Source organism: Bradyrhizobium sp. CCBAU 51765 (assembly GCF_015291725.1).
Taxonomy (GTDB): domain Bacteria; phylum Pseudomonadota; class Alphaproteobacteria; order Rhizobiales; family Xanthobacteraceae; genus Bradyrhizobium; species Bradyrhizobium liaoningense.
In genome coordinates, this window is sequence record NZ_CP030038.1 from 2,495,085 (window position 1) to 2,506,395 (window position 11,311).

Annotated in this window: 9 protein-coding genes; all 9 read left to right on the forward strand. The window is 64.6% G+C overall.

Translation table 11 applies throughout. From position 1 onward, the window contains the following. Window positions 1-1,159 precede the first annotated feature (1,159 nt). The 9 genes from XH96_RS11785 (at window position 1,160) to XH96_RS11825 (ending at window position 11,184) form a co-directional block, all read left to right on the forward strand. The gene (locus tag XH96_RS11785; protein ID WP_371740055.1) at window positions 1,160-2,248 is read left to right on the forward strand and encodes a HoxN/HupN/NixA family nickel/cobalt transporter; all 1,089 of its coding nucleotides are present in this window, start codon (window positions 1,160-1,162) and stop codon (window positions 2,246-2,248) included. Window positions 2,249-2,562: 314 nt separating this feature from the next. Next, window positions 2,563-3,882: a DUF3422 family protein gene (locus XH96_RS11790; protein ID WP_194394110.1), complete on the forward strand. Its 1,320-nt coding sequence runs from the start codon at window positions 2,563-2,565 to the stop codon at window positions 3,880-3,882. A 67-nt stretch (window positions 3,883-3,949) separates the two neighbouring features. After that, on the forward strand, window positions 3,950-4,966 hold the full coding sequence (locus XH96_RS11795; protein WP_194392648.1) for a HupU protein: 1,017 nt from the start codon (window positions 3,950-3,952) through the stop codon (window positions 4,964-4,966). Next, window positions 4,963-6,402, forward strand: a complete 1,440-nt coding sequence (locus XH96_RS11800) for a nickel-dependent hydrogenase large subunit (RefSeq protein ID WP_194392649.1) — start codon at window positions 4,963-4,965, stop codon at window positions 6,400-6,402. The genes XH96_RS11795 and XH96_RS11800 overlap by 4 nt, the downstream gene beginning before the upstream one ends. A 198-nt stretch (window positions 6,403-6,600) precedes the next feature. Continuing rightward, window positions 6,601-7,692 (forward strand): hydrogenase small subunit, encoded by a 1,092-nt coding sequence (locus tag XH96_RS11805; protein ID WP_194392650.1) that lies wholly within the window; start codon window positions 6,601-6,603, stop codon window positions 7,690-7,692. 29 nt (window positions 7,693-7,721) lie between these two features. Beyond that, on the forward strand, window positions 7,722-9,512 hold the full coding sequence (locus tag XH96_RS11810) for a nickel-dependent hydrogenase large subunit (protein WP_194392651.1): 1,791 nt from the start codon (window positions 7,722-7,724) through the stop codon (window positions 9,510-9,512). A 9-nt stretch (window positions 9,513-9,521) separates the two neighbouring features. Continuing rightward, window positions 9,522-10,265: a Ni/Fe-hydrogenase, b-type cytochrome subunit gene (gene cybH, locus XH96_RS11815; protein WP_194392652.1), complete on the forward strand. Its 744-nt coding sequence runs from the start codon at window positions 9,522-9,524 to the stop codon at window positions 10,263-10,265. Between the two features lie 17 nt (window positions 10,266-10,282). Then, entirely contained in the window at window positions 10,283-10,861 is a 579-nt protein-coding gene (locus XH96_RS11820) for a HyaD/HybD family hydrogenase maturation endopeptidase (protein WP_194392653.1), read from the forward strand. 26 nt (window positions 10,862-10,887) lie between these two features. Beyond that, window positions 10,888-11,184, forward strand: coding sequence for a HypC/HybG/HupF family hydrogenase formation chaperone (locus XH96_RS11825; protein ID WP_194392654.1), 297 nt, complete (start codon window positions 10,888-10,890; stop codon window positions 11,182-11,184). Window positions 11,185-11,311 lie beyond the last annotated feature (127 nt).

The window sequence follows — 11,311 nt, forward strand, 5'->3', positions numbered from 1 at the left end:
GCGGCAAAGGACTTTTCGACCCTGCCCCTTCGCTTCCTGAGGTCGGTGCAACGGGTCGTCCGGCGGCATCAGCCTCGGGGCGCACCATTGCCTTGCGGGAATGCCGTCGGGCAAAACACCCGTCAACCCCTCGCCGCAAAAATATTCCACTTTACCGAAATTCGGAAATGGCGTATGTGTCGCCCATCCCGGCTCATTCTTGAGGGGCGATCATGAGGTCGTCATTGTCGCGAGCCGGGCTTGCGGTGGACGCGGCAGCGTCGGGCGCGAAAGGTGCGGGCAGGGAGGGTAGTCCCCGGTGAGCTCGTGGCCGCGCGCGGACGAACGGCGCTGCTAGGCTTCGTCTCGCCTGTAAGTTTCCGGCTCCGTCGACAGGGCCGGGAAAACTGCGGCGAAATGGCGGGCCGCGCGTACGGCAAAACCGTGTGGTCCTGGCCGTCGTTGCTACGGTCAAGCTCTTGCGGAGGCGGCAGTCGCGTCAACCGGCGCGGCGCCGGTGAATTTCGCGAGGGCGAGGGAGGCCAGAACGAACTCGGCTCCCGGGAGAGCACGGCATAAGCCGTCCGACCATCGCGCAGGGAAGGCCGAGTGATTGGCACCACCTGTATGCTGCTGTGCGGTCTCTTCGCGCACCATTTTCGCGCAGCGGACCGCGGGTGCGACGTCAGCACCCGGTCTTCCCTGCGCCCTCTTGGCTCAAGAGGGTGAGCGACGAAGCAAAACTCGGGCGAATTCCGCCGCGAGAGCGTGAAGCCGTGGCAGCTGTCTCACGACCGGGCCAGCCGCAGGTTCGCCGGCCGGAACGGATTGCGTCCGGTGGACGCGATCGGAAAGCCAGCCAGGTCGCAGTTGGCAGCTTGCGTTACAGTAATGGCAGCGATCCATCTGCCCGAGGCGGGAACCGCGCATCAGCTGGGGCGCCGCCGGTCGCATCGCCCGTTGCGCCGACCAAACTATGTTTGCGCTTTGGTCAGTTGGTTTCCAGGGCTGCGCATCGTGACTCAGAGCTTCAAAAGTGCCAGCAAGGCGAATTCTTCTCGTAAGACAAAAACTTGGGTCCGGAAACCAGCCGCCTCGGAACAGCGGTTGCGGTCTGGCCCGAATGTTGCCCCTTGGTATGCCGGGTTGACGCAAAGATCATACGAGAGGAGCTCCGGTCTTGGCCAAAGTGCATCGCGCGAGGCAAAGCTCTCGACGCGCGTCAGCTGCCAATCCCATTTTGCTGTTCGGTGGGCTTATCACAGCCAACATCGCCGCATGGACCTGGGCCTTCGCGCTGTTCGGCGACCGGCCGACGGTGATGGCGACCGCGTTGCTCGCCTGGGTGTTCGGGTTGCGCCATGCTGTTGATGCCGACCACATCGCTGCCATCGACAACGTCGTACGCAAGCTGATGCAGGCGGGAGAGGCGCCGCGGTCCGCGGGCCTGTACTTTGCACTGGGCCATGCCAGCGTCGTCGTGGTTGCGACGATGTTGCTTGCGCTCGGCATGGTGACCCTTGGCGGCGACAGCCTGCTCAAGGAAGTTGGCGGCCTGATCGGAACCTCGGTGTCGGCGTTGTTCTTGCTGGGGGTCGCAGTCGTCAATCTGGCGATCTTCGCCGGCCTGTGGCGAACCCTGCGCGAGGTGCGCGAGCAAGGTATCCATGACGCCGCACGGCTCGATGCGCAGCTCGCCGCCCGCGGACTTCTAGCGCGATGTCTCGGTCCGATGTTCCGCCTGGTGACAAGATCCTGGCACATGTACCCGCTCGGCCTGCTGTTCGGGCTCGGCTTCGACACGGCGACCGAGATCGGCTTGCTCGGCATTGCCGCCACGGAAGCTGCGCGTAGCGTGTCTCTCGTGCATGTGCTGGTCTTTCCCGTGCTGTTTGCCGCCGGCATGGCGCTGGTCGACACCGCCGACTCGGCGCTGATGGTCAGCGCCTATCGTTGGGCCTACGTCGATCCCCTGCGAAAGCTCTGGTATAACCTCACCATCACCGGCGCTTCCGTTGCGGTCGCGCTGTTCATCGGCGGCATCGAGGCGCTCGGGTTGGTCGGCGACCGCTTCGGCCTTTCCGGCGGCGCATGGGCGCTGGTCGACGGCCTCAACGAGTCGCTTGCGAATGTCGGTTTCGCCGTTGTTGCCCTATTCGCGATCACCTGGCTCGTCTCGGTCGTGACCTATCGCCGGATGTTTGCCGATGACGCGCGCGCTGCGGCGCCAGAAGTGCTGGAATGCGTCGATGCGACCGAGGCGGCCTGAGTTTGGCCGGCGCCAGCGTCTCGCGTACGCTGAGTGGCTCATTCGCGGGCTTGCCGACGCAGACCACCCGGCAACGACATTCCGAATGCGCCGCCGATGGTGGCAACGGCCGGTTCACTTATGCCTATGGTTCCCTGCTCAAGACCGAAACGCTCCGCAATCTCTGCACCGGCGGCATCGCGCCGACGTCGGTCTGCCAGAACGGCGTGATGGACTATATGATGCACCCGGTGGAGCCGCTGACGCTCCGCTCGAGCGTGGCTGGTACGTCCCAGGAGAAACAAGCCGTGCAGCGAAAAGCGGATGATCCGTCGATGAGCTCTGGTCTGGATCTCGCCTGCTTTCAGTTGCATCCGCAGCGGGGCGCGGTGTTGAGTGAGGTCCATGCGCGCCCGTTCACGCGGCTGACCGGGCCGCTCGCCGTGCTGCGCTTCGCATTTCTCAGCCAGGGCGATACAGCTACCGCTGATCGGCAGAGCTTTGCCTCCTTTTGCGCTGCACATGGACTGGCAGCGCCGGATGCATCCGCAAAACACCATCACGTGACGGTCGGTGCCGTCACTTTGCGCTGGGAGCAACATTCCGAGTTCACGACCTTCACCTGGATCAGAAGCCATGCGGGCGCCTCGCGTCCGTTTGGTGATGTGGACGACGAGCTTGCTGCGCTGATCGGGTCGCTTCCTCAGGCCGGACAATTGCTGGTCGCACTCAAACTCGAGGTCGAGGAGACATCCGCCGCGGTTGATCGTGCCGAACAGTTGTTCGAGAAAGGCAGCCTGGCCATGGTCAACGTTCGAAGCGGCCAGGCTGTGGTTGCTTCGGACTTCCGCGTGGACGAGCAGGGTTTCGTGCGCATCCTGGTCTGCAACAACGGTCTGTCGTCAGGCCGTCTGGGCGCCCTGGTGCAGCGCGTGCTTGAGATCGAGACCTATCGCACGCTGGCGCTGCTCGGTTTACCGGCTGCGCTTGCGCTCGCACCATCCGCCGATCACATCGGGCGACGGCTGGTCGAGGTGCTCGAGGAGATGCAGGGCGCGGCAGACTTCAAGCTCAACAATCATCTGTTGACCGAGTTGACGGCGCTCGCCGCCTCGCTCGAGCGTGGCGCCGCCGGCAGTCTCTTCAGATTTGGGGCCAGCCGGGCCTATTACGATATCGTGCAGGCTCGGCTCGGGGTGGTCGAAGGCGGTGAGATCGCGGGCTATCCGACCTGGTCGTCATTTCTCGCCCGTCGGATGGCGCCGGCGATGCGGACCTGCGCCGCTCTGGAGGAGCGCCAGGCCAATTTGTCGATCAAGCTTGCGCGCGCCGCCGACCTCCTGCGCACCCGCGTCGACGTCGAACTGGAGGAGCAGAACCGCGACCTCTTGCGTTCGATGAACGAGCGTACCAAGCTGCAGCTGCGCCTACAAAGTACGGTCGAGGGGCTGTCGGTGGCGGCGATCGGCTACTACGTTGTCAGCCTGTTCGGCTATCTTGCCAAGGGCGCGCATGACGCCGGCGTGCATGTCGAGCCGTCGCTCGCGACCGCGCTCTTCGTGCCGGTCGCCATCGGCGTCACCTGGATTGTCACGCGCCGGATTCGCCGGCGGCACTTGAAGCATGACGGCGGGACGTCGGCTAGGCAGGATTGAGTTACTTCAAGCCAAAGCCGTGCTCGTGTGCTACGAGCGGCCGATGCTTGGAGGCTGAGGAGGAGCCATGAGCGGATCGGATGGAATGACCAACGTGCTCTGGCTGCAAGGCGCCAGTTGCGGCGGCTGCACGATGTCGATCCTCGAAAGCGGTGCCTCCGGCTGGTTCGACGAGCTCAGGCAGTTCGGCATCAACTTGCTATGGCATCCGTCGGTCAGCGAAGAGACCGGCGAGGAGGCGGTCGAGGTGCTGCAGTCCGTGCTCGACGGCAAGGTGCGGCTCGATCTGCTCCTGCTGGAGGGATCGGTGACGCGGGGGCCGAACGACACCGGCCGCTTCAACATGCTCGCGGGCACCAACCGTTCGGTCTATCGCTGGATGCTCGATCTTGCGCCGCGCGCCGACTATGTGATCGCGGTCGGAAGCTGTGCGGCCTATGGCGGCGTGCCGGCCGCCGGATCGAACCCGACCGATGCGGTCGGCTTGCAGTTCGAAGGGTCCGACAGCGGCGGTGCGCTGGGCGCGGGCTTCCGTTCGCGGCTCGGGCTTCCCGTCATCAACGTCGCGGGTTGCGCGCCGCATCCCGGCTGGATGATGGAAACCATCCTGGCGCTGACCACCAAGGACCTCGCCGCCACCGACCTCGATTCCTACGGGCGGCCCAAATTCGTCGCCAATCACCTTGCCCATCACGGCTGCTCGCGCAACGAGTTCTACGAGTTCAAGGCCAGCGCCGAGACCATGTCGGAGCGTGGCTGCCTCATGGAGCATCTCGGCTGCAAGGCGACGCAGGCGGTGGGCGACTGCAACCAGCGCTCCTGGAACGGCGGCGGCTCCTGCACCAAGGGCGGCTATGCCTGCATCGCCTGCACCTCGCCGGGCTTCGAAGGGGCGCAGAACTTTCTGGAGACCGCCAAGCTCGCGGGCATTCCGGTCGGGCTTCCCACCGACATGCCGAAGGCGTGGTTCGTTGCGCTCGCCGCGTTGTCGAAGTCCGCGACGCCGCGCCGCGTGCGGTTGAACGCGACCGCAGACCATGTGGTCGTGCCGCCGGGGCGCGCGACGACCAAGGGCAAGCCATGACGCGGATCACGATCGGCCCGTTCAACCGCGTCGAGGGCGACCTCGAAGTCCGCCTCGATGTCGAGAGCGGCCGCGTCGTGCGCGCCGAGGTGACGGCGCCGCTCTACCGAGGTTTCGAGCAGATCCTGGAGGGACGGCCGCCGCTCGATGCGCTGGCGCTGGCACCGCGCATCTGCGGCATCTGTTCGGTCTCGCAATCGGTCGCGGCTGCGGCCGCCCTGCGCGCCGCCATGACGATCGAGGCGGCGCCCAACGGGCTGCTCGCCACCAACATCGCCCATGCGGCGGAGAATGCGGCCGACCATCTGACCCATTTCTACATCTTCTTCATGCCGGACTTTGCCCGCGAGGCGTATGCCGCCCATGGCTGGCACGAGGAGGCGCGCGAGCGCTTTGCCGCCACCCGCGGCAGCGCGGCGCGCGATGCCTTGCCGGCGCGGGCGCGGCTGCTCGAGACCATGGGCATCATTGCTGGAAAATGGCCGCACAGCCTGGCGTTCCAGCCCGGCGGCACCACGCGCGCCATCGATCTCGGCGAGCGCGTCCGGCTCTTGTCGATTACGACGGCGTTCCGAGCCTTCCTGGAGCGCATCGTCTTCGCGGATTCGCTGGAGAACGTGCTGGCGATAGCAACCGCCGACGAGCTGGACGACTGGCGCGATGGCCGCGGCGGCGACTTCGCGCATTTCCTGCGGCTGGCGGACAGCCTGGCATTGACCGGGCTCGGCCGGGGGACGGGGCTGATGATGAGCTACGGCGCCTATCATGGCGTCGACGGCGAGTTGTTTCCGCGCGGCCTGTTCGGCCCGCGCGCAATCGTCGAACCCCTGCCGCTGACGCAGATCACCGAGGACGTCTCGCATGCCTGGATGCGGAATTCCTCCGCGGATCCCGCCCATAGCAGCACAGTTCCGGATCCCGACAAGCCTGCGGCCTACAGCTGGTGCAAGGCGCCCCGGCTCTCGGGCCAGCCGATCGAGGTCGGCGCGATCGCGCGCCAGACGGTGGCGGGCCAGGCGCTGATCACGGATCTGGTCGCGCGGGACGGCACCAACGTGCGCAGCCGCGTGGTCGCGCGGCTGATCGAGACCGCGCGCATCGCGCTTGCCATGGAGCAGTGGACGCGCGCGCTGCGGCTGTCGGAGCCGTTCTGCCACAATTCGCGCGAGCTCCCCGACGGAAGCTGTGTCGGGTTGGTCGAGGCCGCCCGCGGCAGTCTCGGGCACTGGATGGCGGTGCGCGACGGCAAGATCGAGCGTTACCAGATCATCGCGCCGACCACCTGGAATTTCTCGCCGCGCGATTCCTTCGACGTCGGCGGCCCGCTGGAGCAGGCGCTGGTCGGCACCGATGTCGGCGAGGCCGGGCCGCGTGCGGTTGCGATCCAGCATATCGTGCGCTCGTTCGATCCCTGCATGGTGTGCACCGCGCATTGACCGGAAACTTCGTTGCCGGCTGCAAATCGAATTGTTTCCGCTTCTTGTGTTGTCAGCGTCCTCGCTTACCGTTCATGACGGTGGTTCAAAGCCGCAACATTCTGGAATCCCTCCAGTTTTGAATCGCTCCAGGCTGTTGGCCTGCTTCTTGCTGTCCTTTGCGTCATCGAAAAGTCAAAGCCGAAGGCGGGAGGATTCATGGGCGCGGCGACGGAAACGTTCTACAGCGTGATCAGGCGGCAAGGCATCACGCGTCGGAGCTTTCATAAATTCTGCAGCCTGACGGCGACGAGCCTCGGCCTCGGACCGCTGGCGGCGAGCCGCATCGCGAACGCGCTCGAGACCAAGCCGCGCGTGCCCGTGATCTGGATGCACGGCCTCGAATGCACCTGCTGCTCGGAGAGCTTCATCCGCTCCGCGCATCCGCTGGTCAAGGATGCGGTGCTGTCGATGATCTCGCTCGACTACGACGACACCATCATGGCGGCTGCGGGCCATCAGGCCGAAGCCATCCTCGAGGAGACCCGCGCCAAGCACAAAGGCCAGTATATCCTCGCGGTCGAAGGCAATCCGCCGCTGAACGAAGGCGGCATGTTCTGCATCGACGGCGGCAAGCCATTCGTCGAGAAGCTGAAGATGATGGCCGAGGACGCGATGGCAATCATCGCCTGGGGCGCCTGCGCCTCCTGGGGCTGCGTGCAGGCGGCAAAGCCCAATCCGACACAGGCAACTCCGATCGACAAGGTGATCACCAACAAGCCCATCATCAAGGTGCCGGGATGCCCCCCGATCGCCGAGGTGATGACCGGCGTCGTCACCTTCATCACAACCTTCGGCAAGCTGCCCGAGCTCGATCGCCAGGGCCGGCCGAAGATGTTCTACTCGCAGCGCATTCATGACAAGTGCTACCGGCGCCCGCATTTCGACGCGGGGCAGTTCGTCGAGGAGTGGGACGACGAGTCCGCGCGCAAGGGCTATTGCCTCTACAAGATGGGCTGCAAGGGGCCGACCACCTACAACGCCTGCTCGACCGTGCGCTGGAACGGCGGCGTGTCCTTCCCGATCCAGTCGGGTCACGGCTGCATCGGCTGCTCGGAGGACGGCTTCTGGGACAAGGGCTCGTTCTACGATCGTCTCACCAACATCAAGCAGTTCGGCATCGAGAAGAACGCCGATCAGATCGGCATGGTGGCGGCGGGCGCCGTCGGCGCCGCGGTGGCTGCGCATGCGGCTGTGACCGCTGTCAAGCGGCTCGCGACCAAGCGCGAAGACGCCGACCACAACAGCTGATCGAAAAGACACGGCAGGGCAGGACAATCATGGGTATCCAGACTCCCAACGGCTTCAATCTCGACAATTCCGGCAAGCGCATCGTCGTGGACCCGGTGACCCGTATCGAAGGTCACATGCGGGTCGAGGTCAATGTCGACGCCGACAATGTCATCCGCAACGCGGTCTCCACTGGCACGATGTGGCGCGGCATCGAGGTGATCCTGAAGAACCGCGATCCGCGCGACGCCTGGGCGTTCACCGAACGGATCTGCGGCGTCTGCACCGGCACGCATGCGCTGACCTCGGTGCGCGCGGTCGAAAACGCGCTCGGGATCACGATTCCAGAGAACGCCAATTCGATCCGCAACCTGATGCAGCTTGCCTTGCAGGTGCATGACCACGTCGTACACTTCTATCACCTTCACGCGCTGGACTGGGTCGACGTCGTTTCCGCGCTCTCGGCGGATCCGCGGGCGACCTCCACGCTGGCGCAGTCGATTTCGAGCTGGCCGCTGTCCTCGCCCGGCTATTTCAAGGATCTGCAGACGCGGCTGAAGAAGTTCGTCGAGTCCGGCCAGCTGGGGCCGTTCAAGAACGGCTATTGGGGCAGCAAGGCCTACAGGCTGCCGCCCGAGGCCAACCTGATGGCGGTGGCGCATTATCTGGAGGCGCTCGATTTCCAGAAGGAGATCGTCAAGATCCACACCATCTTCGGCGGCAAGAACCCGCATCCGAACTGGCTGGTCGGCGGCGTGCCCTGTCCGATCAATGTCGACGGCACGGGCGCCGTCGGCGCCATCAACATGGAGCGGTTGAACCTGATTTCCTCGATCATCGATCAACTGATCCAGTTCAACGAGCAGGTCTATCTGCCGGACGTCGCGGCGATCGGCTCGTTCTACAAGGACTGGCTCTATGGCGGCGGCCTCTCCGGCAAGAGCGTGCTCGCCTATGGCGACGTGCCTGAACATGCCAACGACTACTCCGCAAAGAGTCTGAAGCTGCCGCGCGGGGCCATCATCAACGGCAATCTCTCTGAGGTATTTCCGGTCGATCTTGCCAACCCCGACGAGATCCAGGAGTTCGTGGTCCACTCCTGGTACAAATACCCCGACGAGACCAAGGGCCTGCATCCCTGGGACGGCATCACCGAGCCGAACTACGTGCTGGGCGCCAATGCGAAGGGGACGAAGACCGCGATCGAGCAGCTCGACGAAGGCGGCAAGTACTCCTGGATCAAGGCGCCGCGCTGGCGCGGTCACGCCATGGAGGTCGGCCCGCTGGCGCGCTGGGTCGTCGGCTACGCGCAGAACAAGGCGGAGTTCAAGGATCCCGTCGACAAGTTCCTGAAGGATCTGAACCTGCCGACCTCGGCGTTGTTCTCGACGCTCGGCCGCACCGCGGCGCGCGCGCTCGAGTCCGTCTGGGCCGGTCGTCAGATGCGCTACTTCCAGGACAAGCTCGTCGCCAACATCAAGGCCGGCGACTCTTCGACCGCCAATGTCGACAAATGGAAGCCGGAGAGTTGGCCGAAGGAGGCCAAGGGAGTCGGCTTCACCGAGGCGCCGCGCGGCGCGCTCGCGCACTGGGTCAAGATCAAGGACACCAAGATCGACAACTACCAGTGCGTGGTGCCCACGACCTGGAACGGCTCGCCGCGCGACCCCAAGGGAAACATCGGCGCCTTCGAGGCGTCGCTGATGAACACGCCGATGGTCAATCCCGAACAGCCGCTGGAGATCCTGCGCACGATCCATTCCTTCGATCCGTGCCTCGCCTGTTCGACACACGTGATGAGTCCGGACGGCCAGGAACTCGCCAAGGTCAAGGTCAGGTAGGAGAGGATCATGATGGATGCAGTTGCTCCCGCCTCGGACGCCAGGCCCGACCTCGCGGCGATCGCAGCCGATGCTTCCGGAGAACGAGCGGTGGGTCGTCCCACCGTCTATGTCTATGAGGCTCCGGTACGGATCTGTCACTGGGTGAACGCGTTCTCGATCATCGTGCTCATGGTGACCGGCTATCTTATCGGAACGCCGTTGCCGACGGTCGCGGGCGAGGCGTCCGACAATTTCGTGATGGGCTACATCCGCTTCGCCCATTTCGCCGCGGGGCAGGTGCTTGCGGTCTTCTTCCTCACGCGCATCCTGTGGGCCTTCGTCGGCAACCACCATTCCCGGCAGATCTTCTACATCCCGGTTCACCGCAAGCAGTTCTGGAAGGAAGTGCTGCACGAAATTCGCTGGTACGCGTTCCTGGAGCGCGAGCCCAAGATGTATGTCGGCCACAATCCGCTGGCGCAGACCGCGATGTTCACCGGCTTCACGCTGTTCGTGGCCTTCATGATCGTCACCGGCTTCGCACTTTATTCGGAAGGACAGGGCATCGACAGCTGGCAGTACAAGCTGTTCGGCTGGGTGTTTGCGATCTGGCCGAACAGCCAGGATGTTCATACCTGGCATCACCTCGGCATGTGGGCGCTGGTCGTGTTCGTGATGGTGCACATCTACGCCGCGATCCGCGAAGACATCATGTCGCGCCAGAGCATCATCTCCTCGATGATCTCGGGCGAACGGCAATTCCGCGACTGATACGAGAGCGCCAGGTGATGCCGACATTCTCACAAGACGATCGCATCCTGGTGCTCGGCATCGGCAATATCCTGTGGGCCGACGAAGGCTTTGGCGTGCGCGCGGTGGAGGAGTTTCATCGCCGCTACGCCGTGCCGGACAATGTCACCATCCTCGATGGCGGCACGCAGGGGCTCTATCTCGTCAACTATCTGGAAGAGGCGGACCGCCTGATCGTGTTCGACGCGATCGACTATGGCCTCGAGCCCGGCCAGTTGAAGCTTGTGCGTGACGACGAGGTGCCGCGTTTCACCGGCGCCAAGAAGATGAGCCTGCACCAGACCGGTTTCCAGGAGGTGATCAGCGCGGCCGACCTGCTCGGCCGGTGCCCGAAACATCTGGTGCTGATCGGCTGCCAGCCGCTCGATCTCGAAGACTGGGGCGGGCCGCTGACGCCGCCGGTGCGCGACCAGATCGCGCCGGCGATCAATCTCGCTTGCGCCATCCTGGCCGAATGGGGCATCACGGTGAGCCAACGCGCCGAGCCATTGGCGGATACCGAGCGGCTGCTCGCCAATGACATCGATCATCTCCACTACGAGACGCGGCCGGCCTGATCGGCCACACTGTCGGAGATTTGTCCATGTGCCTCGGCCTGCCCATGACGATTGTCGAGACCGACGGAGTGTCGGCGCTGTGCGCCTATCGCGGCGAGCAGCGCCGGGTCTCTGTGCTGCTGCTCTCGAATCCGCCGGTCGGCGCCAAGGTGCTGGTCTATATCGACACCGCGATCCGGCTGCTGGACGAGGACGAAGCGCGCCTCATCGCGAATGCGATCGAAGGGCTCAGTGCAGCGCTCGACGGCGAGGATTGCGACCGCTTCTTCGCCGACCTCATCGACCGCGAGCCGCAACTACCGGAGCACCTCCGGTCCAGTTAGCAGCGTCGCTGCATCTCCCGATGAATGCATTGATGACACCCGTGACCGGCCCGGCCCCGGCGGCCGCTGTAAGCCTGGAAAGGTCGATTCCTACCAGCAAAGCTGGCTACCACCAGATATGAAAAGT

Bases quoted from the DNA above. Each gene is read 5' to 3' on its own strand.
- XH96_RS11790 (WP_194394110.1), top strand. From the start codon at position 2,563: ATGAGCTCTGGTCTGGATCTCGCCTGCTTTCAGTTGCATCCGCAGCGG.
- XH96_RS11795 (WP_194392648.1), top strand. From the start codon at position 3,950: ATGAGCGGATCGGATGGAATGACCAACGTGCTCTGGCTGCAAGGCGCC.
- XH96_RS11800 (WP_194392649.1), top strand. From the start codon at position 4,963: ATGACGCGGATCACGATCGGCCCGTTCAACCGCGTCGAGGGCGACCTC.
- XH96_RS11805 (WP_194392650.1), top strand. From the start codon at position 6,601: ATGGGCGCGGCGACGGAAACGTTCTACAGCGTGATCAGGCGGCAAGGC.
- XH96_RS11810 (WP_194392651.1), top strand. From the start codon at position 7,722: ATGGGTATCCAGACTCCCAACGGCTTCAATCTCGACAATTCCGGCAAG.
- cybH (WP_194392652.1), top strand. From the start codon at position 9,522: ATGATGGATGCAGTTGCTCCCGCCTCGGACGCCAGGCCCGACCTCGCG.
- XH96_RS11820 (WP_194392653.1), top strand. From the start codon at position 10,283: ATGCCGACATTCTCACAAGACGATCGCATCCTGGTGCTCGGCATCGGC.
- XH96_RS11825 (WP_194392654.1), top strand. From the start codon at position 10,888: ATGTGCCTCGGCCTGCCCATGACGATTGTCGAGACCGACGGAGTGTCG.